Annotated in this window: 26 protein-coding genes; 9 read left to right on the top strand and 17 right to left on the bottom strand. The window is 61.0% G+C overall.

Annotation, left to right across the window (positions count from 1 at the left end):
- The 3 genes from VF436_RS11365 to VF436_RS11355 form a co-directional block, all read right to left on the bottom strand.
- Window positions 1–397: ATPase domain-containing protein (locus tag VF436_RS11365; RefSeq protein WP_330904142.1), on the bottom strand; the 397-nt coding region annotated here is incomplete at its 3' end.
- Window positions 398–506: 109 nt separating this feature from the next.
- Window positions 507–1,043 carry a CinA family protein gene (locus tag VF436_RS11360; RefSeq protein WP_330904141.1) on the bottom strand — a complete coding sequence of 179 codons (537 nt, stop codon included), beginning with the start codon at window positions 1,041–1,043 and terminating at the stop codon, window positions 507–509.
- 217 nt (window positions 1,044–1,260) lie between these two features.
- Window positions 1,261–1,785: a hypothetical protein gene (locus VF436_RS11355; RefSeq protein ID WP_330904140.1), complete on the bottom strand. Its 525-nt coding sequence runs from the start codon at window positions 1,783–1,785 to the stop codon at window positions 1,261–1,263.
- Window positions 1,786–2,047: 262 nt separating this feature from the next.
- Between VF436_RS11355 and mutS the strand changes: the two genes are divergently transcribed.
- Window positions 2,048–4,648, top strand: a complete 2,601-nt coding sequence (gene mutS, locus VF436_RS11350) for a DNA mismatch repair protein MutS (RefSeq protein ID WP_330904139.1) — start codon at window positions 2,048–2,050, stop codon at window positions 4,646–4,648.
- Window positions 4,649–5,352: 704 nt separating this feature from the next.
- On the opposite strand, the gene VF436_RS11345 is transcribed toward mutS, so the two are convergent.
- Entirely contained in the window at window positions 5,353–5,751 is a 399-nt protein-coding gene (locus VF436_RS11345; RefSeq protein WP_330904138.1) for an RNA-binding S4 domain-containing protein, read from the bottom strand.
- 41 nt (window positions 5,752–5,792) lie between these two features.
- On the opposite strand from VF436_RS11345, the gene VF436_RS11340 reads away from it, so the two are divergent.
- Window positions 5,793–6,119: a hypothetical protein gene (locus VF436_RS11340; RefSeq protein WP_330904136.1), complete on the top strand. Its 327-nt coding sequence runs from the start codon at window positions 5,793–5,795 to the stop codon at window positions 6,117–6,119.
- Here VF436_RS11340 and VF436_RS11335 read toward each other — a convergent pair.
- From VF436_RS11335 to htpX, 3 genes are all read right to left on the bottom strand, one after another.
- Entirely contained in the window at window positions 6,102–7,007 is a 906-nt protein-coding gene (locus VF436_RS11335) for an AEC family transporter (RefSeq protein ID WP_330904135.1), read from the bottom strand. The two genes, VF436_RS11340 and VF436_RS11335, sit on opposite strands and share 18 nt — an antisense overlap.
- Window positions 7,008–7,256: 249 nt before the next feature.
- The gene (gene htpG / locus VF436_RS11330) at window positions 7,257–9,131 is read right to left on the bottom strand and encodes a molecular chaperone HtpG (protein WP_330904134.1); all 1,875 of its coding nucleotides are present in this window, start codon (window positions 9,129–9,131) and stop codon (window positions 7,257–7,259) included.
- 114 nt (window positions 9,132–9,245) lie between these two features.
- Window positions 9,246–10,133: a protease HtpX gene (gene htpX / locus VF436_RS11325; RefSeq protein WP_330904133.1), complete on the bottom strand. Its 888-nt coding sequence runs from the start codon at window positions 10,131–10,133 to the stop codon at window positions 9,246–9,248.
- Window positions 10,134–10,267: 134 nt separating this feature from the next.
- On the opposite strand from htpX, the gene gluQRS reads away from it, so the two are divergent.
- Together gluQRS and phbB are read left to right on the top strand one after the other, a co-directional pair.
- Window positions 10,268–11,134, top strand: a complete 867-nt coding sequence (gene gluQRS / locus VF436_RS11320; protein ID WP_330904132.1) for a tRNA glutamyl-Q(34) synthetase GluQRS — start codon at window positions 10,268–10,270, stop codon at window positions 11,132–11,134.
- A 162-nt stretch (window positions 11,135–11,296) separates the two neighbouring features.
- Window positions 11,297–12,037 (top strand): acetoacetyl-CoA reductase, encoded by a 741-nt coding sequence (phbB, locus tag VF436_RS11315; protein WP_330904131.1) that lies wholly within the window; start codon window positions 11,297–11,299, stop codon window positions 12,035–12,037.
- Window positions 12,038–12,164: 127 nt separating this feature from the next.
- Here the strand turns inward: phbB and VF436_RS11310 are convergent, their stop codons facing one another.
- Window positions 12,165–12,974 carry a tRNA threonylcarbamoyladenosine dehydratase gene (locus VF436_RS11310; RefSeq protein ID WP_330904130.1) on the bottom strand — a complete coding sequence of 270 codons (810 nt, stop codon included), beginning with the start codon at window positions 12,972–12,974 and terminating at the stop codon, window positions 12,165–12,167.
- A 135-nt stretch (window positions 12,975–13,109) separates the two neighbouring features.
- Between VF436_RS11310 and VF436_RS11305 the strand changes: the two genes are divergently transcribed.
- Window positions 13,110–13,499 (top strand): cytochrome C, encoded by a 390-nt coding sequence (locus VF436_RS11305; protein WP_330904129.1) that lies wholly within the window; start codon window positions 13,110–13,112, stop codon window positions 13,497–13,499.
- 21 nt (window positions 13,500–13,520) lie between these two features.
- Here the strand turns inward: VF436_RS11305 and VF436_RS11300 are convergent, their stop codons facing one another.
- The 5 genes from VF436_RS11300 to VF436_RS11280 all read right to left on the bottom strand — a co-directional run bounded on the left by VF436_RS11300 (window position 13,521) and on the right by VF436_RS11280 (window position 16,503).
- Window positions 13,521–13,823, bottom strand: coding sequence for a DUF962 domain-containing protein (locus tag VF436_RS11300; protein WP_330904128.1), 303 nt, complete (start codon window positions 13,821–13,823; stop codon window positions 13,521–13,523).
- 56 nt (window positions 13,824–13,879) lie between these two features.
- Window positions 13,880–14,767 (bottom strand): pirin family protein, encoded by an 888-nt coding sequence (locus VF436_RS11295; RefSeq protein ID WP_330904127.1) that lies wholly within the window; start codon window positions 14,765–14,767, stop codon window positions 13,880–13,882.
- Window positions 14,768–14,818: 51 nt separating this feature from the next.
- Complete coding sequence (locus VF436_RS11290) at window positions 14,819–15,691, bottom strand: alpha/beta fold hydrolase (RefSeq protein WP_330904126.1); 873 nt, start codon at window positions 15,689–15,691, stop codon at window positions 14,819–14,821.
- A 94-nt stretch (window positions 15,692–15,785) separates the two neighbouring features.
- Window positions 15,786–15,998: a cold-shock protein gene (locus tag VF436_RS11285; RefSeq protein ID WP_330904125.1), complete on the bottom strand. Its 213-nt coding sequence runs from the start codon at window positions 15,996–15,998 to the stop codon at window positions 15,786–15,788.
- 283 nt (window positions 15,999–16,281) lie between these two features.
- Window positions 16,282–16,503, bottom strand: a complete 222-nt coding sequence (locus VF436_RS11280; RefSeq protein ID WP_330904124.1) for a cold-shock protein — start codon at window positions 16,501–16,503, stop codon at window positions 16,282–16,284.
- Between the two features lie 387 nt (window positions 16,504–16,890).
- Here VF436_RS11280 and VF436_RS11275 point away from each other — a divergent pair, with 387 nt between their 5' ends.
- Window positions 16,891–17,349, top strand: a complete 459-nt coding sequence (locus VF436_RS11275) for a hypothetical protein (protein ID WP_330904123.1) — start codon at window positions 16,891–16,893, stop codon at window positions 17,347–17,349.
- A gap of 234 nt (window positions 17,350–17,583) precedes the next feature.
- Here VF436_RS11275 and VF436_RS11270 read toward each other — a convergent pair whose 3' ends face one another.
- Window positions 17,584–18,735, bottom strand: coding sequence for a winged helix-turn-helix domain-containing protein (locus tag VF436_RS11270; protein WP_330904122.1), 1,152 nt, complete (start codon window positions 18,733–18,735; stop codon window positions 17,584–17,586).
- 287 nt (window positions 18,736–19,022) lie between these two features.
- Between VF436_RS11270 and VF436_RS11265 the strand changes: the two genes are divergently transcribed.
- Window positions 19,023–19,508 (top strand): EF-hand domain-containing protein, encoded by a 486-nt coding sequence (locus VF436_RS11265; protein ID WP_330904121.1) that lies wholly within the window; start codon window positions 19,023–19,025, stop codon window positions 19,506–19,508.
- A 112-nt stretch (window positions 19,509–19,620) separates the two neighbouring features.
- Window positions 19,621–20,718 carry a phospholipase A gene (locus tag VF436_RS11260; RefSeq protein WP_330904120.1) on the top strand — a complete coding sequence of 366 codons (1,098 nt, stop codon included), beginning with the start codon at window positions 19,621–19,623 and terminating at the stop codon, window positions 20,716–20,718.
- 95 nt (window positions 20,719–20,813) lie between these two features.
- Here VF436_RS11260 and VF436_RS11255 read toward each other — a convergent pair whose 3' ends face one another.
- Window positions 20,814–21,998 (bottom strand): NAD(P)/FAD-dependent oxidoreductase, encoded by a 1,185-nt coding sequence (locus tag VF436_RS11255; RefSeq protein WP_330904119.1) that lies wholly within the window; start codon window positions 21,996–21,998, stop codon window positions 20,814–20,816.
- Window positions 21,999–22,054: 56 nt separating this feature from the next.
- On the bottom strand, window positions 22,055–22,537 hold the full coding sequence (locus VF436_RS11250; protein WP_330904118.1) for a peptidylprolyl isomerase: 483 nt from the start codon (window positions 22,535–22,537) through the stop codon (window positions 22,055–22,057).
- 129 nt (window positions 22,538–22,666) lie between these two features.
- Between VF436_RS11250 and dacB the strand changes: the two genes are divergently transcribed.
- Window positions 22,667–24,229, top strand: a complete 1,563-nt coding sequence (dacB, locus tag VF436_RS11245) for a D-alanyl-D-alanine carboxypeptidase/D-alanyl-D-alanine endopeptidase (protein ID WP_330904117.1) — start codon at window positions 22,667–22,669, stop codon at window positions 24,227–24,229.
- Window positions 24,230–24,332: 103 nt separating this feature from the next.
- Here the strand turns inward: dacB and VF436_RS11240 are convergent, their stop codons facing one another.
- On the bottom strand, window positions 24,333–24,815 hold the full coding sequence (locus VF436_RS11240; RefSeq protein WP_330904116.1) for a glutathione peroxidase: 483 nt from the start codon (window positions 24,813–24,815) through the stop codon (window positions 24,333–24,335).
- Window positions 24,816–24,826 lie beyond the last annotated feature (11 nt).

Here is a 24,826-nt window from a genome sequence, read left to right as displayed (position 1 = left end):
GCACCAGCATGTCGGCGATTTCCAGCGCCTGCTCGCCGGTATCGGGCTGGGAAACCAGCAGGTCGGCCACATTCACGCCCAGTTTCTCGGCGTAGGTCGGGTCGAGCGCGTGCTCGGCATCAACGAAGGCTGCCGTGCCGCCGTTCTTCTGGCAATTGGCGATCACCTGCAAAGTCAGCGTGGTCTTACCGGAGGATACCTGACCATAGATCTCAATGACGCGGCCACGCGGCAAGCCACCCACGCCCAGCGCGATGTCCAGGCCCAGCGAGCCGGTGGAGACGGTCTCGATGGCGTCATCGGTACGGTCGCCCAGGCGCATCACGGCACCCTTGCCGAACTGCTTCTCGATCTGGCCGAGGGCGGAAGTGAGCGCCTTGCGCTTGTTGTCATCCATCGTCTGAATCCCGGTTGGTCTGTGAATGAGTTGCATCATGCCCGCGTCATGTCTCACGGGCTGCGATCTGATTGATCAAAGGAGGAGTATCCCACACCGGTCAAGCCGGTCAGGCGCGCAGGCCACCCGAAGCCAGCATATGCAGCATGCCCACCAGGGCTGCGGCGACAGTCTGACGGCGCACCGCCTCACGGTCGCCAGGGAAGTGGAACATCTGCGCACGAGGGTCGCCGCCACGTACCTTCCAGGCGATCCAGACCGTACCGACGGGTTTGTCCGGGGTGCCCCCGCTGGGACCGGCGATGCCGGTAACGGCCACCGCAATACCGGCACCAAAGCGTGATAGCGCACCGGAGACCATTTCCAGCGAGGTTTCCTCACTGACCGCGCCGGTGCGTTCAAGCGTCCGCGGGTGCACCCCCAATAGAGCCTGCTTGGCTTCATAGCTGTAGGTGACCACGCCTGCGTCGAACCAGGCAGAACTGCCGGGCAGATCGGTCAGGGTCTTGGCGATCCAGCCGCCTGTACAGGACTCTGCGGTCACGGCCATGATGCGGCGCAGTTGTACAGCGGCGGCCACCTCGCGGGCGAGGCGGTTGAGTTCGGCATCGGTCGGGCCGTAGTGTGTTTGGTCAGGGGCATCCATCAGTGAATTTTTTACTCTCTCGCCCGCACGCCGCCAAGTCTTGACGGCGACGCGATTGCCCCCATGCGAGCTTCCGCCAGAATTTCACTTATTGCGGAAAAGCCCTTTCACCCACCGCAATCGCCAGTTGCTCCTGGGATGATCGAATCGAACCGGACAGCCGATCCACAGACCCGCCTGGTCGCCAGCCGGAGCGCACACCGAACAGGGCGCCTGCCTAGATCGCAGGCACGGTATTGTCCCAGAAGCGCAGGTCATCGGTGAGATGGTCTGGCTCCAACTGGTTGGCGATCCAGTACACCGCGCGCTGATAGTTGAGGATGTCCGCCATCATCGGCGAACAGGCATCGGGAGCAACAAGACCGGATTCGCCTTGGCGATGCCCATGGAACCAGCGCGGTCCATAGAACCGCATGCTGGCGTGCAGGATGTGTACATCGAGCGAGAGACTGCCATTAAGCGCGCAACCACGCATCCAGTCAGCCGCACCCAGCGACTGAAAGGGCGGCCATGCCTCGCGGATCATTTTCCAGTTCTGCTTGAAGATGCCAAAGTTGGCGGCGTCGCCTCTCTTGGCGACGCCAAGCCCGTCCACGTCGCCCAGCAGATAACCTCGCGGACTGGGTAGCATTGTGGTGGTTTCCATCATGGCGATCGCCATGTCCAGGATTCCGCCACCTGCGCAGGTCAACGCTCGCTTGCGTTCCCCCAGGCCAGGGATGGTTTCATTGCCGGTAGCCATGCGCGCGCCCTCCTGTTCCGTGGTCTGGCGATTGAATCACTCACCGGCGTAGCGCGACATCGACCATCCGCCGTAGCCCCATCAGCCGACAAGTCAGCTATGCCGCGACGCAGAGGCGAGCCCGCCCATGACGTTGCCGCATGCGTGCCATCCCGGCGCCATAACCCTGATGGCCGGTACAATGGCAGGTCGGGTAGCCACGGGACTGCCCCTCGACAGCGCGCCGACCGCCTCACACCACCAAGACGCAGAAGCAGCATAAATGGATGATTTGAAAACCAATTCCGAATCCTCGGCCGCGCTGAGCGGGCATACGCCCTTCATGCGCCAGTACCTAAGCGCCAAGGCTGAACATCCTGATGTGTTGCTGTTCTTTCGCATGGGGGATTTCTACGAGCTGTTCTACGACGATGCGCGCAAAGCCGCGCGCCTGCTGGACATCACCTTGACCCAACGTGGCCAATCGGCGGGACAGCCGATTCCCATGGCTGGCGTGCCCTACCACGCGGCGGAAAATTATCTCGCTCGCCTGGTGAAACTGGGCGAATCGGTGGCAATCTGCGAGCAGATCGGCGACCCGGCCTCGTCCAAGGGGCCAGTGGAACGCAAGGTGGTACGTATCGTTACGCCAGGTACGGTGACCGATGCCGCCCTGCTCGAAGAGCGCCGCGACAACCTCTTGCTGGCAATCGCCGCCGGTGCCCATGGCGCCTATGGCCTGGCCTGGGCGGATCTGTCCTCCGGGCGGTTCCTATTGAGTGAGGTCCCTTCGGCCGAAGGGCTGGCGGCGGAGTTGGCGCGCCTGCAACCGGCTGAGACGCTGGTAAGCGAGGACATAGCCTGGCCACGGCTGGTCAGCGCCCTGCCGGGCCTACGCAAGCGACCACCGTGGCACTTCGACGGCGATGCCGCTCGACGCGAATTGAATCGCTTCTTCGGCACACGCGGGCTCGATGGCTTCGGCGTGGACGGCCTGCCGCTGGCGATCGCCGCTGCCGGCTGCCTGCTTGGCTATGTCGAGGAGACCCAGAAGAGCGCCCTGCCCCATCTATCGGGCATGGCGGTGGAAAGCGCCAGCGAAACCATCGCACTCGATGCAGCCACACGCCGTAACTTGGAACTGGACACCCATCCAAGCGGCCGCATCGAACATACGCTGCTTGGTGTGCTGGACGAGACGGTGACACCGATGGGCGCACGCCTGCTGCGGCGCTGGCTCAACCGGCCGCTGCGTTCACAGGATGCCTTGCGCCGCCGCCATCAGGCAGTTGGCATGTTGATCGAAAATCGGGGCTACGAAAACCTGCGCGAACCTTTGCAAGGTATCGGTGACCTGGAACGCATCCTGGCACGCGTAGCACTGCGTTCGGCACGTCCGCGCGATCTTTCCACCTTGCGTGACGGTCTTGCCGCCGCGCCGGTGCTGCGCGAACGCATCGCCACCCTGGATAGCCCACTATTGCATGCGCTGGTGGAAAGTATTGGCGACCACGCCGATACCGCTGCCTTGCTGGCACGCGCCGTCGTCGAACAGCCACCCGTCTTGCAGCGCGATGGCGGGGTGGTGGCTGACGGTTACGACGCCGAGTTGGATGAATTGCGCCGGCTTGCCACCAACGCCGATCAGTTCCTGGTTGAACTGGAAGAGCGCGAAAAGGCCGCCAGCGGCATCACCACGCTTAAGGTCGGCTACAACCGCGTGCATGGCTACTACATCGAAATCAGTAAAGGACAGGCGGACAAGGCGCCCACGCACTACACACGACGCCAGACCACCAAGAACGCCGAACGCTACATCACCGAGGAACTGAAAACCTTCGAGGACAAGGTGCTCTCGGCCAAGGAACGCTCGTTGATGCGTGAGCGCGCCCTTTACGAGGAGCTGCTCGACACGCTGACCGCCAAGCTTGAACCGCTTAAAGCTGCAGCGTCGGCCATCGCCGCGCTGGATGTCCTGGCCACGCTCGCCGAGCGCGCATCGGCCTTGGACTGGAGCGAGCCGGAACTGTGTGACATAGCGGGCGTCGTGATAGAGCGCGGCCGCCACCCGGTGGTGGAGAAAGTCCGCGACGAGCCGTTCGAACCCAACGACCTGCGACTGGGCGAACAACGCCGCATGTTGGTGATTACCGGGCCGAACATGGGCGGTAAATCCACCTATATGCGCCAGAACGCATTGATCGTGCTGCTGGCTCACATCGGCAGCTATGTGCCGGCGTCGCGTGCATCGATCGGCCCGATCGACCGCATCTTCACCCGCATTGGCGCAGGCGATGACCTGTCGCGTGGCCAGTCCACCTTCATGGTGGAAATGAGCGAAACAGCCAATATCCTGCACAACGCGACCGAGCACAGCCTGGTCCTGATGGATGAAGTGGGTCGCGGCACGAGCACTTATGACGGCCTGGCACTGGCACGCGCCGCTGCCGTGCATCTGGCGGCGACCAGCCGTGCCTATACGCTGTTCGCTACGCACTATTTCGAGCTGACCGAACTGGCGAGCGAGTATCCGGCGATCGCCAATGTGCATCTGGATGCCGTTGAATATGGCGAACAACTGGTGTTCATGCATGCGGTCAAGGACGGTCCGGCCAACCGGAGCTTCGGTCTGCAGGTCGCCGCCCTGGCAGGCTTACCGCGTAGCGTGATCGCCGACGCGCGGCGCACGCTGGCCGAACTCGAACGTGGCATGCACGCGCATGTCGCCAGGCCGGCTGCGGTAGCCGATGCATCGCCTCAGTTGGGGCTGTTTGCCGCTGCGCCGTCGGCGGTGGAACGCGCGCTTGAGGAAATCGATCCCGATGCACTGTCTCCACGTGAAGCACTTGAGGCGCTATACCGGCTCAAACACCTCAAAGTGTGATTGACGGATGGCAGCGGGTGAGGATGCTCTACACATCGTTGCCAATGAATTGAAAACTTATTGTTTTCAGTAAGTTGCAAATAACATACTCATGGCCGGCATCCACATCAGGCTCTCAATGACGCGCGTTGATTGATTTTTCCTATCAAAATTATCAAACAAATCGAATTCACTTTCCGACGCCTGCCCCGTAAATTCATACCCACGCTGATCGATGGCTCAGCCGAGGCCATGCAGGGCCAAGGCCGTTTGTCACCGGCTCAGCGATTTGACCAGGCTAGCTCAACCCTGGATCGACTGTGTCTTGCACCTGAAGCCAAAGAGAAACCCGCGTACCGTGAGTCAGCAGCCCACGGTACGCGGGATTATGCATACGCTGGACTGGGCAAAAAGGCCGTGATTCGCGAACTCACGGCTGACCATTTCGCGTAGAGACGAATTGGAGGAAGTCTCTAAAAACCCTGCCTATCCATCGTCGCGGTGTAGGCCAGGCCTAAGCGACTTGGCTTCGATGGAGCTGGCGGCGCTGGATTCCGGCCTTCGCCGAATGACGACCTCGATGAAAAGTTCTTTGGAGGCGCCATTCAGTCGCAAATCGTCGCTTTTCATACCTTCAGGCCACGACCAGCATCGCGGCTTGCCTTGTGATTGAGATTGCTCCCATAAAGGCAGGCGGGTCACCGATCCGAAGAGGGAAAACCGCGTCAACTTTGGTCTTTCAGTCGCAATAGCAAACGTCGCGACTGCTTATCCGGGCGTGTCAAAGGCGCGGGCGCCCTACCTTGAAGACGCCGCTGCTCGCGCATCGCGGCCCGTGCAACCAGACTGGCTTCGCTCTCGCGATAGAGCTTCTGTGCCGCCGATGACGGTCCGCGTTGCCCGGATATACCCAGTACTTCGACCTCGAAGCGTTCATCTCCTCGGGCGATATTCAACGTATCGCCCACATGGATCGCCCTCGATGGCTTGCAACTGGCCTGGTTGACCTCGACCTTACCGCCTTCTATGGCCTGTTTGGCGATGCTGCGCGTCTTGAAGAAGCGCGCAGCCCATAGCCAGACGTCGGCACGGACATGGAGGGGAGTGGATGCATCGATGGACATGTGGGCATTATCTACCGTTCTTCTGTCGAAGCGAGGCGCCCATGAATCCGTACGTGCAAACCTACGTGATTTACGCCCTCCTGCTGGTGATCGGGTTCGTGCTGGGGCGACTCACCGCGCGCCAGCGCCCGGAGTCAGGTCAGCAAACACGCCCGACCTCTGCTTTGTATTCCACGCCGCTCTCTCAGCTACCCAGGCCACTGGATCACGACGCCGAAGAGCGCATCGTGGAACTGTTGCGCCAGGGCAAGATGATCGAGGCGATCAAGCGATATCGCGAGGCGACCGGTAGCAACCTGAAGCAATCCAAGGAAGCGGTCGAAGCCATCGTCGCAAGACGCAGCCTCGATCTAGGCGGCCATCAATAGCCAGTTACCCAGCGGAATCGTGAAAAGTGAAATCACGATGCCTGCACCCAACACCGTATTGGCCAGAGTTGGTTCCAGCGCGTAATCATCGGCAAGGATCGCCGCTGAGATCATCGGTGCCATCGCCGCTTGCAGCACACCCACGGTAAGCGTCAACCCTTCAATACCCGTGGCCCGGCCGAGGAACCAACACGCCAACGGCGCAAGGGCCAGTTTCCATGCCAAGCCGAGCACGGCGGCCGGAAGCTGGCCCGATTGCGGGCGCAACGTGAACTGTAAGCCCACGGAGAACAGCGCCAGTGGTGTCAAGGTCGCACCAAGTGAGGACAGCATGCTATCCACCACGTCAGGCCAGCCACCGATTGCCCCCACGGCAAGGCCCACGAGCAGGGCAAGAAAGGCTGGAAACGTGAGAATTCGCCGCACGATCAGGGCCGGCTGCGGCTTGCGTCCGGCGTAGAGCGAGGCCACCAGCACACCCGCCGAGGCCAGCAAGGGAAAGCAGCCCAATTGATCGGCCACGACGGCGACAGCGAGACCTTCCTTGCCATGCAAGGCCTGCATCATGGGATAGCCCATGAACGAGGTATTGCCCAATCCGCACACGAGGGTCAGCGCACCGATACGTTCGCGCGGCCACTGCCGCCACCTGCCCACCAGCGCCATCAGCACCCACGCGCCAACGAAGGTGAGCAGCATCGCAGCGACTGGAAACCATAGCTGTGGATCGACGTGAATACGCGGAATCATCGCCAATACGAGCGCCGGCAACGCGATGTTGATCACCCACCAATTGATGCCAGGCACGATGCCTGGCGGCGGCGATGCGAAACGCCTGACCACGATGCCCAGCGCCAGACAGGTAAACAGAAGCAGCAAGGCTGACATTGGGCGCTTCGTAGCGGAGATGCGTGCAGGGTAACCCAATGGGGATCGCTGGAGGTGGCCGCTGGTGAGGTCGGCTACTGCGTGGCCGGTGAGTGCGCGAACGCTGAAGGAGTGAAGAGGAAATCAAAAAGAGCCGCGCTTGGCTGCATGAGGCTTTGAAAAAGGAAAAAGCCCGCAAGATTGCGGGCTCTCTCTTTCCTGTTTACAGGCTGCATTAGCAGCCGGCCTCATCATTTACCAGGCGAGCGGCTAACCGAGCAGAACGCGGTTCATGCGCTGCACGAATGCGGCCGGATCGGGCAGTTGGGCGCCAGCGGCGATCTCTGCCTGTTCCAGAAGCAGATTGGCTAGGTCCGACGCCTTGGCCGTATCCGATTCGGCCTCGACACGCTTGAGCAGGGCATGCTGCGGATTGATCTCAAGTGTTGGCTTGCTCTCGGGCATGTCGTGGCCGGCTTCGCGCAGCAGGCGTGCGAGATGCGGAGCCATTTCGAAATCGCTCAGTGCAAGGCACGAAGGAGATTCGGTCAGGCGGGCAGAGACGCGCACGTCGCCGACGCGATCGCCCAACAACTCCCTGAGCTTGGCAACCAACGGTTCGGCGGCCTTGCTGGCCTCTTCCTGTTGCTTCTTGTCTGCCTCGTCCAGCGGCAACTCGCCCTTGGCGACATTCTTGAGCTTCTTGCCGGCGTATTCGTTAAGGCTACCGAGCATCCACTCGTCAACGCGATCGAACATCAACAGCACTTCGATGTTCTTGGCTTTGAAGGCCTCCAACTGCGGGCTGCCCGACGCCGCAGCGAAACTGTCGGCCGTGATGTACCAGATGGTGTCCTGGCCTACCGGGGCGCGCGCGATGTAGTCGTCGAAGGAGACCTTCTGCGTCGCACCCTCCCCTTGCGTGGAGGCAAACCGCAGCAGCTTGGCGATGCGCTCCTTGTTCGAGTGATCCTCGGCAACGCCCTCCTTGAGCGTGTTGCCAAACGCCTTGTAGAACGTGGTGAACTTTTCAGGCTCGTCACGCGCGAGCTTTTCGATCAGGTCGAGCACACGCTTGACACACGCAGCCTTGATACGCTCAAGCTGGCGATTCTGTTGCAGGATCTCGCGGCTGACATTGAGCGGGAGATCGTCGGCATCGACCACGCCGCGCACGAAGCGCAGGTAATTGGGTAGCAGTTCCTCGGCCGCATCCATGATGAAGACGCGCTTGATGTAAAGCTTCAACCCTTTGCGCTCATCGCGACCACCCATCATCAGATCAAATGGCGGTTGCGACGGAAGGTAAAGCAACGTGGTGAAGCTCTGGCTACCCTCGACGCGATTGTGCGTCCAGGCCAGCGCGTCATTGAAGTCGTGGCCGAGCGACTTGTAGAAACCCTGGTAGTCCTCGTCGCTGATCTCGGATTTCGGCTTGGTCCACAGTGCGGACGCCGCGTTGATGGTGTCCCACTGGCTGCCGGGCTTGCCGTCTTCCTCGACGGGCATGCGGATGGGGAACGCTACGTGATCCGAATAACGCGTGATCAGGGACTTCAGCGTCCAAGGCTTGAGGAATTCGTCTTCCTCGGATTTCAGGTGCAGAATGATCTGGGTGCCACGCTCAGGCAGGTCCACCGATTCCAGGGTGTACTCACCCTTGCCGTCGCTCTCCCATTTCACTCCCTCGCCTGCCGCAGCCCCCGCCCGGCGCGTCAGCACCGTGACGCGCTCAGCCACCACGAAAGCGGAGTAGAAACCCACACCAAACTGACCGATCAGGCGAGCATCGTTTTTTTGCTCCGAAGACATGGCTTCGAGAAACCGGCGAGTCCCGGAGCTGGCGATCGTGCCTATATTGGCAACCACTTCGTCACGGCTCATGCCGATGCCATTATCGCTGACGGTCACTGTTCGCGCGTCGGCATCCCAGCGCACATCGATGTGTAGTTCACCGTCGCCAGCCAGCAATTCGGGCTGGGCAAGGGATTCGAAGCGAAGCTTGTCGCAGGCGTCGGATGCGTTGGAGATCAGTTCGCGCAGGAAGATTTCCTTATGCGAATAGAGCGAGTGCGTGACCAGGTGCAGGACCTGGGCCACTTCGGCCTGGAACTTGTGGGTTTCGGGAGAAGCAGTCGTGGTCATGGACGTCAATTGAAAGGCTGAAGGGAAAGGACGCTATTATTGACGGAGCGCACGCGCCCCGTCATGGGGGACCAGGCCCGCCAACACCATGGCGATCGGCCAGCCTGGAATTCCTTAGCCGCGCTGCAAGGCGGCAATGCGCTCATCCAGCGGCGGATGGCTCATGAACAGGCGTTGGAATCCCTGCGCCAGGTGGCCGGAGATACCAAAAGCAGCCATGGTCTTGGGTAAGGTGCTCTCGCCATGATTGGCCTGCAGGCGCTGTAAGGCAGAGATCATCGAGGCACGCCCGGCAAGGTTGGCGCCAGCGGTGTCCGCGCGGAATTCGCGCCAGCGTGAGAACGCCATCACGATCATCGAGGCGAACAGGCCAAATACGAGTTGCAGCACCATCACCGACACGAAATAGCCTATGCCGCCGCCGTCGCGGCTGTCACGCCCGCCCGACAGCCAGCTGTCGACGGCACGCCCGACTACGCGCGCGGCCAGAATGACCAGGGTATTGAGCACACCCTGGATGAGAGTCAATGTGACCATGTCGCCGTTGGCAACATGACCAATCTCATGCCCGAGCACCGCCGACACCTGATCGCGGTCCATCTGCTGCAAGAGCCCGGTGCTGACAGCCACCAGCGAGCTGTTCTTGGTCATGCCCGTTGCGAATGCGTTCATTTCCGGCGCATCGTAGATGGCCACTTCGGGCATGCCGATACCCGCTGCCTGGGCATGGCGGCGCACGGTATCGACCAGCCAACGCTCGCCCTCGTTCTGCGGCTCGGTGATGACCCGGGCCCCTGTGGACATCTTGGCCATCCATTTGGACATGGCCAGGGAGATGAAGGAGCCGCCCATGCCGAAAATGGCGGCATAGATCAGCAGGCCAGTGGTTCCGCCCAAGCCATGACTATAGGCCCAGCGGTCCACGCCAAGCAGGCGGCAGACGATGCTCAGCAGCAGCAGGACGGCGATATTGGTAAGCAAGAATAATGCGATGCGACGCATGGCTGTCTCTCGGGCAGTCATGAAAAGGAGGTTATTGGCAAAGAGTCGTGGTTGCCCAGCCCGGTTTCAAGGGTGCCTGCGCCGTGAACGGCATGGCCGTTCAAAAAGCGTTGCCAAGGCCTAGAATCCCACTGATGAGTTATCGCGGACGCTTTGCCCCTTCTCCGACCGGCCAATTGCATTTCGGTTCCCTCGTGGCAGCCGTGGGGAGTTGGCTGTGCGCCCGCCAGGCGTCAGGCCAATGGCTGGTGCGTGTGGAGGACATCGATCCGCCTCGTGAAGTGCCTGGCTCTGCTGAAAGCATTCTCGCCGCCCTGCCCGCGTTCGGACTCGTTGCCGACGAACCGATCGTCCGGCAATCGCAGCGGCAAGCCGCCTACGAGGCCGCGTTCGAGCGACTACGTGACGCCGATCTGGTATTTCCTTGTTGGTGCAGCCGCAGCGATCTAGTTGCTAGCGGTGGTCTGCACCGCCACGGTTTTTGCATTGCAACATCCGATGCGACACGACTTCCGGCATGGCGCTTGCGAGTACCCGACGTGGAAATCGTCTTTGACGATGGATTGCAAGGCCTGCAACGCCAGCGGCTTATCGATACCGCTGGCGACTTCGTGATCAAACGCGTGGAGGGCCTGTACGCATACCAACTGGCATGCGTGGTCGACGATGCCGATCAAGGTATTACAGAAGTGGTACGCGGTAACGACCTGCTCGATTCAACGCCGCGACAGATCTGGCTGCAACGTTGCCTGGGCCTGCCAACACCCACCTACAGACATCTCCCCCTGGCCTTGGATGAGCAGGGACGCAAGCTGTCCAAATCCGCAGGAGCGTTTCCTGTCGATCCGACTCGACCAGCATCCATGTTGCAGCGCGCTCTGGATTTTCTCAATGTGCGCCTGCGACATCGCGACATCGATGACGCGCACGCCATGCTGCAAGACGCGCTGTCGAGCTTCGACCCGCGGCAATTACCGCGTAGCAACAGCCGCCTTGCCTGATGTCCGAAGGCTTGAACTTCAGCACGAACTTTCACTCTCAACAGCGTTCCCCGATGGTCCGCGTTCTGCCATGATCCATCGTTAAGCTGTTTGCATGAGTCTTCCCGCCATGTGAACGGCATCAAGGGAAATGGACATCCAAACACATCAGGAGAAAAGGTAATGACGCAACGCACGGCATTGGTCACCGGTGGCACCGGCGGTATCGGTACCGCGATCATTCGCTACCTCGCCCGCCAGGGGCATCGCGTCGCCACCAACTACCGCGACCAGTCCAAGGCGGATGCCTGGCAGAAGAAGATGTCCGATGAAGGCATCGAGGTGCTGCTGGTGCCTGGCGACGTTTCCGATCCGGCCTCGTCGCAGTCGATGGTCGAGGCAATCAACAGCAAGCTCGGTCCCGTGGATATCCTGGTCAACAACGCGGGCATTACCCGTGATACCACGTTCCACAAGATGACCTACGAGCAGTGGAACGACGTAGTCAATACCAACCTCAATGCCTGCTTCAACGTCACCCGGCCCGTGATCGACAACATGCGCAACAAGCGCTGGGGCCGTATCGTGCAGATCAGTTCGATCAACGGCCAGAAGGGCCAGTATGGCCAGGCCAACTACGCCGCTGCCAAGGCAGGCATGCACGGCTTCACGATTTCGCTAGCCCAAGAAAACGCCCGCTTCGGCATCACGGTCAATACAGTGTCACCCGGCTACGTCGCCACCGACATGGTGATGGCGGTACCTGAAGAAGTGCGCGAGAAGATCGTCGCGCAGATCCCTGTCGGTCGTCTGGGTAAACCGGAAGAAATCGCCCACGCGGTAGCCTTCTTCACCGGGGATGACGCCAGTTGGATCACCGGGGCGAACCTGGCGATCAATGGTGGGCATTACATGGGTTGGTGAGTGGCGCCGGTGCGTGACGCACCGGCAAACGGTAAAGCCGGCGGCGCCGGCGCCTGTAAATAGGCAGCGCTTTTTCCATTTACAGGCGACGACGCTACCGGCTTTACAGATCACACAGTGATCGACTTTACAGGCTCCTTGCGGGACCTTGTCGGCCGGGCTCAAGTAATCTCTCCACCACCCTGCTCACGGCAGCGAACGCAAACGCGCCGGTCACGTGAGTCGCGGCGCCCAGGCCGCCGCCGCAGGCCAGGTTCAAGGCATCGCCACCGGGAGGGCGAGTGCCGCAGACGCTACCGTCTGGCTGTGGGTATTGCACGTTCTGCAATGAATAAACCGCCGACACCCCGAAGTATCGATCCGGATTACGCGGAAAACCGAAATCCTGGCGCAGTTTCTTCCGGATCAGGCTGAACATCGCGTCATGCTCGGTACGCGAGAGATCGCGCACACGTACCTGCGTGGGATCGGTGCGACCACCGGCGGAACCCACCGTCACCATCGGCAATTTGCGACGACGGCACCAGGCGATGGCTTCCAGTTTCACCCGGAAAGCGTCGCAAGCATCCAAGACCACGTCATAGCCTCGATCGAGCAGGTCATCCAAGGTGCTCGGCGTCAGGAAGCGCTCGATAGCCTCCAGCCGTATCGCGGGATTGATGGCCTGGGCGCGCTGCGCGATGACCCCTACCTTGGGCTTGCCGAATTCGCCATCAAGGGCATGAAGTTGGCGATTGGTATTGGAGACACAGACTTCGTCGGCATCGATCAAGGTGAGGCTGCCCACGCCCGTGCGCGCCAGTGCTTCGGCGGCCCAGGAGCCTACCCCGCCAACACCAATCACAGCCACGTGAGCCTGAGCGAAGCGCTCCAGGCTGCCCACCCCATAAAGACGCTCGACACCGGCGAATCGTTCGGTTTGCAGGGCGGCAGTCATCGGCCGGCCAACGTGCAGGAGAGGTAGCGCATGTCACGTATTCCTTGAAATCAGGGGGTATTTTATCCGGTAAGCGGTCATGAAGCCTGTGCTACCCTGCGCCGCGTCCTTCCCAACCCTTAAGGAACTGCGTCGATGCGAGCCGCCCTGTTGATCCTGCTTGGCCTGGCCATAGGCATCGTCGGCACGGTGTTCGCCATGAACGCCCTGAAAGATCGCAATCCCATGCCGCACGCGGTAATGACCGTGATGGCTCATCACTTTGGGGGTCTGCGCAACGCGGTCAAGACGCAACAGTGCGATGCCGGCAAATCGCGCGCCCAGTTGGGTACGCTGCTGGCCATCTCCGAGGATATCGGCCCTGCTTTTCCCGGTGCCGACAAGGCTTTCCTGGATGCGGCCGACAAGCTGCACAGCGCAGTGCAGTCCGCCGCAGTCGCTGCACCCGCCGAATGCGGCTCGCTTGCCGCCGCGATCAAGCCGATCGGCGAAGCCTGCGAATCCTGCCACCATCAATACCGTTGAGTAGCGCTACCGACAGCCGCTTCAGAGCTTGACCCGACCACGCAGCACATCCCAATACATCACCCAGTCGCCCATCAGGCTATATAGCGGATGTCGGAAGGTGGCCGGCCGGTTCTTCTCGAAGAAAAAATGCCCGACCCAGGCAAAGCCATAGCCGGCGATCGGCAGCAGCCATAGCCAAGCCAGGGCACCGCTGAAAACGGAGGCCAGCACGATCAACAACACCAGGGTGCTGCCGGCAAAATGCATGCGACGGCATTGCACATTGCTGTGCTCACCCAGGTAATAGGGATAGAACTCGCGGAAATTGGCGAAGCCGGACATGCAATGACCTCCGCTTTACGGTACTGGCAATCTTGAATCTTTACACAGCAGGCCGGTCAGCGCTCAGGCAACGGGATGAATTCGTCCTCGTCACCTGGCACTTTCGCAAAACGCTGCTCGACCCAGTCGCGCTTGGCCTGCTCGATGCGCTCTCGCGTGCTGGCGACGAAATTCCACCACAGATGTCGCTCTCCATCGAGCGGCGCGCCACCGAATAGCATCACATGGCTATCGCGCTGCGCGTGGAGCGGGGCTGCGGTCGCGCCTGCCTGCACCGCCATCTGGCGTGCGCCAAGCGTCACCCCTGCCCACTCGATGTCGCCATCGATCACGTGAACGCCACGCTCGCAGTGTTCTTCAGGCCAATCCAGGCTGGCCCCTGCAGCCAGATGAGCTTGCATGAAAAACATCGGTGCAAATACCTTGACCGGCGATGCTTCGCCGTACGCCGTGCCGGCGATCAGGACCAACTCGACACCCTCACGTCGTATGCGCGGTAACTGGCTGGCATCATGATGATGGAAGTCGGGCGCGACCTCCGCATCGGCCTGTGGCAGTGCCACCCAAACCTGCACGCCGTGCAAGGTCTGGCCGTCGCGGCGTTCGGTAGGCGGCGTGCGCTCGGAATGTACGATGCCCTGGCCAGATGTCATCCAGTTCACTTCACCCGGCCGGATGTCGGCCAGACTTCCCAGGCTGTCCCGATGCCGGATGGCACCATCAAACAACCACGTCACTGTGGCCAAGCCAATGTGCGGATGCGGACGCACATCCATGCCCTTGCCGGGTGCAAATTGCGCCGGCCCCATGTGATCGTAGAACACGAATGGCCCTACATGCCGGGCTTGCAGCACTGGCAGCAGACGACGAACGACAAAACTGTCACCAAGATCGTGCTCGCGCCCCTCGATACGCAAAGGCTGTTGTTCCACGGCTGGCTCCATTGATGGGACAGCCTTGGATTTTGCGTCAGCTTGAGCGCTTTCGCACCCCCGTCATGATCGTTCACCGATCCAGCGCAGCATGTGCGCAGCCACTGACCGAGGCCGTCTCATCCAACTGAAATGATCGGCGCGTGTACCCAGTTCTTCGTCCCCGAGCACCACCTGCGTGTGCGCGGCGGCCGGCATCTTACCGAGCAACCAATCCAGCGATGCCTGAGGCACCATCCAGTCATCACGCATGCGCAAGGCCAGAACAGGCCAACGGGCGCAAGCCATGCGGGCGTCGAGGTCATGATCCATGCCTCGCGCGCTGTAGCGCCCTGTACGGCCGGTCCGTGCCCAATCATCAATCACGCCGCGTGCCTCGTTACCGCCGAAACCGAGGCGTCGTCCCGGGAAGTACCCGGCAAGTCGAGCCAGCCAGGGCGCAGCGATATAAGAGAGCCCGATCGCCCAACCATGAGGGTACTGTCGCCAGTATGGTGCTCCGCTGGCGGCCAGCAACAGGCCCGAGAACCTCTCCGTATGAAGCCCTCCGTAAATCGCTGCCAACTGACCGCCCAAGCTGTGCCCGCCCAGCCAAAGCCTTGCTGATGGCCATTGTCGGCCGGTCGCGGCAAGACCGGCCGGCATATCCAGCGTCAGGAGTTCCTTGTAGCGCCAATCCACCCGCCGACCGGCGCGCTGGTCACTGGACCCGATACCACGCCACTCGTGAATGACCATGGCAACCCCTTGCTCAGCCAAAGCATCGGCCAAGGGCAAATAGTGCTTGGCCGCCACGCCTAGTGCAGGCATCCAGTAGATCAGGTCATGAGCGTCCGCACGGCATCGGGACAATAGCTCGAACTTCGATCCATCGTGCGCTGTTACCGGCAGACCTGACTCATGAACGGCGGTATCGACCTCTTCCCCTGGCTGCACGCGTGCCTCACAAAGCAAAGCGAAAATGTTCAAAACAAATAAAAGGCCGGCAATGCCGGCCTTTTAAAAGGTACCTGGGTATGCCAGCAACACCTCAGAGGGGGTGAACGTCCTCAGCCTGGTCACCCTTTTGGCCCTGCACCACCTTGAATTTGACTTTCTGCCCCTCTTTCAGGGACTTGAAGCCAGTGCCTTGGATGGCGCGGAAATGGACGAAAACGTCAGGACCACTTGCCCGACTGATGAATCCAAACCCCTTGGCGTCGTTGAACCACTTGACGGTGCCTTCTTCCTCACGTTCCGACATGACTCACTCACTCCGACTCTTCTCGATACTGAGACAAGTCAGCCTCCCCACGGGCCGACGACTTACTGGGCATGCAGGAATCGGGTGGGGCGATGCGGGAATCAGTGAAACCGAACATCGGGGCACGCACGTGACCTGACAAACACAGTGGAACCAGCATAACGGATTTTCGGAGCCTGGATAGTGATTTGGCGATTATTTTGCCGATTATCTACGTTCACATAGGTGTAAAAAAAAAGTCGGACCCGAAGGCCCGACTTTTTCTTAATGCCTTTGAGCTAGATCAGGCCACGTTGACTTCGTCGGCCTGCAGGCCCTTCTGGCCTTGCACGACCTTGAAGCTGACCTGCTGGCCTTCGGCCAGGCTCTTAAAGCCGTTGCCCTGGATGGCACGGAAATGCACGAAGACATCCGGGCCATTGTCGCGGCTGATGAAGCCGAAACCCTTGGCATCGTTGAACCATTTTACAGTACCGACCTGACGATCTGACGGACTACCAGACATGCGAAACACTCCTAAAGGGATAGAGACTTAGCCCGGAACCCAAGATTGGGCCCGGACGACTTACTGGTGTGCAAAGGAAACCCTAGGGGTGATGCGATGAGGCAGATCAAGATCAGCGGCATCGGGTCACAAAACTCTGGTGAACCCTGACAACTCAGTATGCGTATGATAGCGGACTTGCGATCAATTGCGTATTTCCATTTTTCGTAGCGAGACGTGGTTCATCCTACGGCAGCCTTGGATCGGTCCAAACCGGCGTAAATTCCTGCCGCCGCCTTCAGTTTTCCTTTACCGGCATCAGTGTCTAGTGTGCAGGTGTGACAGACAACCCTGTCGTACCAAAGGCCTGTCGTACCAAAGGCTTCCACCGCGACACCAGGAGCGCTCATGTTCATTCCCAAGGCCCGACCTGCCCTGCTGGCACTCTCGGCCGCCCTGCTGATGGCAGGCTGCGCAGATAAACCCACGCATCGAAGCACCGGCACAGCAACCCGCAGCGCGAGCAGCTCACCCGCGTCCCGTACGGTAGCGTCTGCCCAGCGCCCCGCAGCGCCGACGGTGCACATGGCGACCGTCACCGACAGCACCCGGACCGGCATACCCGCGTGTGACAGCTACCTCGATAGCTACGTGGCATGTCATCGCGCTGCGGGGATTTTCTCCGACGAGCAGATCCAGAGCCGATACGACCAGATGCGCCGTAGCCTGATCGAGGATGCGAATGATCCGGACATGCGATCCCAACTCGGTTCGCGCTGCGCCGCGCTGAGCAGCGAGTTGCGCAACGTGCTCAAGGGCAAATCCTGTGATACAGGCGCCGGTACGGCCGCGTCCAGCGGTCGATGAACCTAATCGATGAACCAAAAAACGGTGTCAGAGACCAGTGGCCAGGGCCGGTCGCATGCAGCGATCGGGCCGCCTTTGGCAGCAGCAAATTCTCGGGCAAATGCAATCTTGCTCCCTTCAAAAGCAGCTGATTCCAGACCCCTGAACCGATATCCCGGCATATCGGCCGGGATCCTTTGCTCGGTGCGTGGCTTCTCTTGTCCAGGATCGGGACGGCCTGGCTTTGTGGCCTGATCACCCTTTGGACGGTACTTTGCCGATCGACAAGATGGCCCGGCGTAGCATCGGTGCCAGGCTGACGGGGCGTGATCGGGCGACTTTCACGCGTGGCGTGCCGTGCCAAACCGCGGTATCGACGATGGCCGCCGCCAGGTCTTCGGTCATGCGCCCCGTTTCCTCGACCCCCGGTTCCAGGAAGATCGCCTTGATCTCGAAAATGCCCTCGGCTCGATGGGCCTTGGCATCGAGCCGGCCAACCAGCCGGCCGCGGTGCAGAATCGGCAGCACGTAGTAGCCATAAGCACGCTTGGCCGGCGGTAGGTAGCATTCGATGGTGTATTCGAAATCGAACATCGCCAACGCGCGGGCACGATCCCAGACCAGGGGGTCGAAGGGCGACAACAACGCCGTGCGTGTGGCTCGAAGGCGACCCAGCGCGGCCTGATCGAGCAGGTCGGCATGGTCGCGATGAACATAGCCCGGTACCGACCAACCCTCGACGGACACCTCGACCAATTCGCCTTCCGCGCACAATGGCGCCAGCTCACGATCAGTCACCGAAGGCCGCAGGCGGTAGTAATCAGCGATCCAACGCGCCTGCGCAACGCCCAGTGCGCGAACCGTGTCGATGATGAAACGTCGGCGCAGGACAGAGTGATCGCGCGCCGCCAAGGTCGTGTCGAAGGGAGGATCGAGCTTTTCCAACACGCGTTCGGCCAGATCATAGACGCGCTGAAATCGCTCGCGCCGCGTCACCATCAGGTCGCCCAATGCGAACCAGGCTTCCAGCCAACGCTTCTGCGGCTTCCATGACCACCACCCGGACGCGCCTGGCGGACGTTCGCCCTCGGTGAAATCCGCGGTACGTACGGCTCCGTGCTCGCGAACGTGAACGAGTATGTCGTCCATACCCTCGCGATGCTCGCGCTGCATGCGCGCGGCGTTTTTATGCGCCCAATGTCCCTGGCGCTGGGTACGCCAACCATGATGCAAACCAAAATCGGCCGCAGGGACGAAGCACGCTTCATGGGCCCAGCATTCGGCGATACGCCCTTGAGCTAATGCGTCATCCAGCCACTGCCGATCGTATTGACCCAGCCGCGAATACAACACCATATAAGGACTGCGGGCGATCACATGAATGCTGTCGATCTGTAGCAGACGCATTCGCTCGATCGCGACAACTACATCGTCGCGCCGCGCGCGCCGCCGGGGAGACCGAAGCAACCCTTGGGCGGCCAGTTGCAGATAACGCGCCTGGACGCGGCCGATCGATCGGCACGCTTTAGATGAAGGCTGACGCAATGCTAACAAGGACTTCACATGACCTCGATGCGTTTGTTGTGCTGACGTTTATTCCGGGCATTAGTCCATACATGGCATCCACTCGCCATCGGTCAGCATGATCACACTAATTCCGCTAGAGCCAGTCATTCTGGCATGGAGTGACCACGATGAAACGTTCCAAGATGCTCTTGTCCATGGTGGCCATCAGTTCGCTGCAACTAGCCGGCGCTGCCTGGGCGCAAGATTCGAGCATGCCACCGCAGCCGGCCTCGCCACCGCAGCCCCAGTCGCAGCCCTTGATGCCGCCGCCTCCGCCGCCGCAGGGACAGTCGGTCAATCCGCCTGCGCCCCCGCCGGGCTCCACCGATCCGCAGCAGATGCAGACACAGGCAACCCCGCCACCACAACCGGGCCAATCAACCGCGCAGACGACGACCAACCAGGGCGTGCAGGTACAGGTCAATTCGACAATGCCGCAAGTCCCGTCCGGCCCCGCCCCTAGCTTCGAGCAGCTAGCCAATGGCGGCAAGTCGATCAGCGAGTCTCAGGCTTCGGCCTACCCGCTGCTTGCCAACGACTTCAAGTACGCCGACACGAACCGCGATGGGCGCATCAGTAAAAGCGAATATGAAGCTTGGGTAAAGAAATCCTGAGATCAGGTGCACACAAGCGCCGGCACAAGAGCCGGCGCTTTTTTTTGTGAGCGCAAGCGACGACGGGTAAACTCCGAAATGGCGCCCCGAGGGGATATCAAGGAATTCAATAATGAAGCGATCGACCGCTCTCGCATCGGCCGGCATGCTGGCATGCTCTGCCCTGGCGCACGCGCAAAACCCCAACCCGCTCGATATCCGTGCCTGCACGGCAATCGAGAGCGATTCACAGCGGCTGGCCTGCTATGACCATGCCACAGGGCACGACCATCTCCCCGCCGCCCAGAAGCATCAGGACGAAACCACGCGAATACCGGGCATCTTCACCAAGGACAACAACCAGCACACGGCCACGATCACGGCCTCGCCGTCCGGCGATAGCGAGGTTGCCAAGCCGCTATCGCTGCTTGACTCTCGTTGGGAGCTGTCGCCTAACACAAAACTAGGCACCTTCAATATTCGCGGTTATAAGCCGGTTTACATCATGCCGGTGTTCGCCACGAGCAACCAGAACGACCAGCCTCGTAGTCCCAATCCCGACAATAACGTGGGTACGCCACAACAATTACAGAACATCGAAGCGAAATTCCAGCTCAGCCTCAAGACCAAGGTCTGGCAGGACATCTTCGGCGACAACGGCGACCTTTGGGTCGGTTACACGCAGTCCTCCCGCTGGCAGGTCTACAACTCGCAGATCTCGCGTCCGTTCCGCGAAACCAACTACGAGCCCGAAGCGATGCTGATGTTCGACACCCATTACTCGCTGTTCGGTTGGGACGGCCGCTTGGCCGGCATCGGACTCAATCACGAGTCGAACGGCCGCTCCAATCCGCTATCGCGCAGTTGGAACCGCGTCATCGCCAATGTTGGTTTCGAGCGTGGCGACTGGGTCGTCATGCTGCGCCCGTGGTGGCGCATTCCCGAAGACCGCAAAACCGACGACAATCCTAACATCAGCGACTACATGGGCCGCATGGACATGCAGATCATCCGAGAATGGAACGGACAGGAATTTGGCCTGATGCTACGGCATTCGCTACGTGGTGGCAGCCGCAGCCATGGCGCCGGACAGTTCACCTGGAGCTTTCCCATCGTCGGCAATCTGCGGGGCTACGCCGAGTTGTTCAAGGGCTATGGCGAAAGCATGATCGACTACAACCACAACGCCACGTATCTGGGGTTGGGTATTTCGTTGCTCGATTGGTACTGACTGGTCAGGAGTGAGAGATCAGCGCGAGAAGTGAGTAAAAGCACAAAGCGAAGTATCGCCACCCGGCTCTTGTCTCACTCCTCACTCCTGACCTCTCACTCCTCGCTCTTGTGCCCTATCGTCCCGGTGAGCACACGCAGCATCGATTGGCGGCTCAGAGGGAACCGGCCCAAGGGGCCGAACGTGAGGTCACGCCAGGGCGAAAGCACGCTGTAGTTGGACTGGAACCACGGGGTCAACCAGCGGCTGAGACGTTGATAGATCGCCAGATGCCTGCGGCGCCGGCGGTGATAGTGCCCGAGGGCCAAGGCCAGCGAGGTGCACGTCGCCAGACCATGGGCGAGCGCCTGGGCATCGAGCAGGGCCATGTTCACGCCCTGCCCCAATTGCGGACTCATCGCATGGGCGGCGTCTCCCACGAACACCACATTGCCTTGATGCGGTTTGCGCAGCACCACGTCACGGTAGCGTGCGCGATGGATCTGTTCTGGTGATGTGATGGTTGCCAGTGTGGGCGTGACCTCCGGCCAGATGGCATCCACGCGCTCACGCATGCGCGCCAGTGCCTGTTCGTCGAAGCGATCCAGCTGATCGCCCGGGGCGCTGAAATAAAACGTCAGCCAACGTCCTTGATGGCCGCTGCGCTGCCCCACGGGCAACACGCCGATCATTTCACGGGTGCCGGCGTAACGCTGCTGCAGTTGGTCGGGATAAGGCCAGCCCTCTGCCGGCAACAAGCACCACAGTGCGCCCCAGGGATAAAGCTTCTGGCGATGCAGGATGTCCGCATATCCCTCGCGCAGATACGAGTGCGCACCGTCGGCCACTACGATCAGATCGAATGGCCCATGAAGACGGCCCGATACATCGCGTAGCTCGCGTCCGCCCTCGATGGATTCGATGCGCGTACCGGTGGCAATGCGATCCACGTCGGTGTAGGCATCACGCAACACGTCGAACAGGCTGCCGCGCGTAAGCCCCAGACCGAAACAACCCGGCGCATGGTCGCCATAACTCATGTCCATGACGCGCCTGCCACCAGGAGTGCTACCGAAAAGGCGGTCCACGCGCTGACCACGTTCGAGCACGAGGTCTCCCAGGCCCAAGCGATCCAGCACACCCAACCCCGTGGGCTGCAGCAGGAAGCCTGCGCCGACCGGTCCAAGTACAGGAGCCTGCTCGAAGATACTCAGTTCATGACCCTGATCGGCCAGGAACAAGGCAGCGGCCTGCCCAGCCGTGCCGTAACCGACAATCGCGATGCGCAGGCATCCCTGCATGAAGCAATCCCCCGGAAAAGAGGCGCCCGGTACCTTCCGGGCGCCCTACGACGGCATCAGTGGTGGTGACCGCCTTCACCGTGCACGTGGCCATGCTCACGCTCTTCTTGCGTAGCCTCGCGAACGTTGGTGATCTCGATGGCGAAATGCAGGGTCTTGCCCGCCAACGGATGGTTACCGTCGATGTGTACCGTGTCACCCTCGATCTTGGTCACGGTCACGTTGATCACGCCTTGCGGGCCACGGCCCTGGAACTGCATGCCGGGCTGGATATCATCCACGCCCTGGAAAGCTTCGCGCGGGACTTCCTGCGCCAGTTCCTCTTGGCGCTCGCCATAACCTTCAGCGGCGGCCACGTCGACCTTGAACTGGTCGCCGGCCTGGCGGCCTTCCATCGCCTTCTCCAGGCCGGGCACGATCTGACCGGCGCCTTGCAGGTACGTCAGCGGCTCGCGACCTTCGGAGCTGTCGACGACCTGGCCCTGGTCATCCGTGAGGGTGTAATGGAAGGAAACAACGGAATGGGGGGCAATCTGCATGATGATCTCGTTGATTGAGCGTCGGTAGGGAGCCGACCCTGGGGCCGACACGAAACCCATAGGGTAACAGACCCCATCTGCACGGCCGGTTCGCGCCCTTCCCAAGGCGGCTCATGGAATACTCAGACCATGACGCTATCCCTACATGCCATGAGCCGTACCATCGCCCTGTTCCTGCTCGGACTGCTGCCCAACTTGAGCGCCGCACAGGCGGTGTCCGGCGGCACCACCGCGCCAGCCACGCTTGCCGCGCGCATCGACGGTTTCCTCGACCAGCCACGCTTTGCATCGGCCCAATGGGGCATCGCGGTGGTTTCGCTGGACAACGGCCGCCTGCTCTATAGCCACCGTGCCGACCAGTTGATGTTGCCGGCCTCGACCACCAAGCTGTTCACTACGGCGCTGGCATTGAGCACCCTGGGCCCGGATTACCGGATTCCCACCCAGGTACTGGCCAAAGGCGATATCAAGGCCGGCAAGCTCGATGGGCCGTTGGTGCTCTATGGCATGGGCGATCCGACGCTGGGTGCCGATTCGAGCACTGCGGACTGGGCCGATCAGCTCGCCACGCAATTGGCTGAGCGTGGCCTGCACAAGGTCGATGGCGGTATCGTGGCCGACGACACTTATTTCCAGACACCGTCGATGGGCTCAGGCTGGGAGGCTATCGACCTGCAAAGCTGGTTCGGCATGCCCACCAGCGCGCTGAGCGTCGACGACAACCTGGTTGGCATCCAGATCGAGCCCGGAACAGGCAGCGGCCAATCTGCCAGGGTGACCTTCGACCCGGAGGACGCAGCGCCCGCCATGAGCAACACCATGGTTACCGGCGAGCCGCGCAGCCGCAACGACATCAATCTCTATCGTGCGCCGGGCAGCGACACGATGCATGTGTTCGGTAGCATCGCCGCACGCTCATCCGCGCTCAACTACAAGCTGGCCATGACAGATCCGGCTCGTGTTGCCGGACAGCGCCTGCGCGACGCCCTTGAACGGCACGGAATCCTTGTCCAAGGCAGTCTACGTACCGTGCACTGGCCCGACAGTGACGCGGCAGATCGCGATGGCACGACAGTATGGGCCCAAGTACTCTCGCCGTCGGTCGCACAAATCCTGCACCAGGGCCTGAAACGCTCGCAGAACCTGTACATGCAAAACCTGTTGCTGGCTGCCGGTGCGAAAGCCCAGGCGGAGGCGATGCAGCAAAATGTGCCGCCTACCGGTTTCATTACCACCGAAGCCTGGGGCACGCGCACACTGCGCAGCCTACTGGATCGAATCGGCGTACCCCGTGAAGCCAGCCTGATCGAAGAAGGATCTGGCCTGTCGCGGCGCGACCTGGCCACCCCCTTGGCACTCGTTCGCGTGCTCAGCTTCCTGGCCGCCCAGCCTTACGCGGGCGTGGTCTACGATGCCGTGCCACATGCGGGCGTGGATGGCACCTTGCAGTGGCGCATGCGCAATACACCAGCCGCCAACAATCTTCAAGCCAAGACCGGCAGCATGACCCTGGTGCACTGCCTGGCAGGCTACGTACGGTCGGCCTCGGGCGAGCGCCTGGCCTTCGCCATCATGCTCAACAACTACGAACCCCCACAGGGCTCGCCCAGTGCGAGCAAGGACGTGGACGCGATTGCGGTGATGTTGGCCGAATCGCGCAATGAAGCCGCTGGGAGCACGGAAAGTCGCTGAGCCGGAGATTGTGATTGAGGGCGGGAAAGGCGAACCTGCCCCGCAAGCCGGTCATCGGGCTTTTGCCAACTTTCACGAAGGCGAGCGCTTTTTTAAAAGCTCATCATCCCCCACGTGCAGCTATATCCTCACCGATCTTCTCCGGCGTGTCCGTCGGCGCATACCGCTTGATCACCTGTCCATCGCGGTCGATCAGGAACTTGGTGAAGTTCCACTTGATCGATTCGCTGCCGAGAATGCCTTTGCCCTCCTTCTTCAGCCATTTGTAGAGCGGATGGGCATGATCGCCGTTGACATTGATCTTGGCGAACATAGGGAAGCTGACGTCGTAGTTGAGCGAGCAGAAATTCTTGATCTCATCCTCGTTACCCGGCTCCTGGTGGCCAAACTGGTCGCAGGGAAAACCAAGCACCACCACGTCTTTGTCCTGGTGCTGGCGCCACAGGGCCTCCAGGCCCTTATACTGCGGCGTGAAGCCACACTTGGAGGCGACATTGACCACCACCAGGGTCTTGCCTCGCCATTCGGCCATCGACCGCTCGTTGCCGTCGATGTCCTTCACGGAGAAGTCATAGATCGAAGTCATGGCTCAAGGCT

The sequence above is a fragment of the Dyella sp. genome, from assembly GCF_036384435.1.
Classification (GTDB): Bacteria; Pseudomonadota; Gammaproteobacteria; order Xanthomonadales; family Rhodanobacteraceae; genus GSA-30.
Note: the sequence above shows the minus strand (reverse complement) of the source record. Positions and strands in the feature narration are given on the sequence as shown.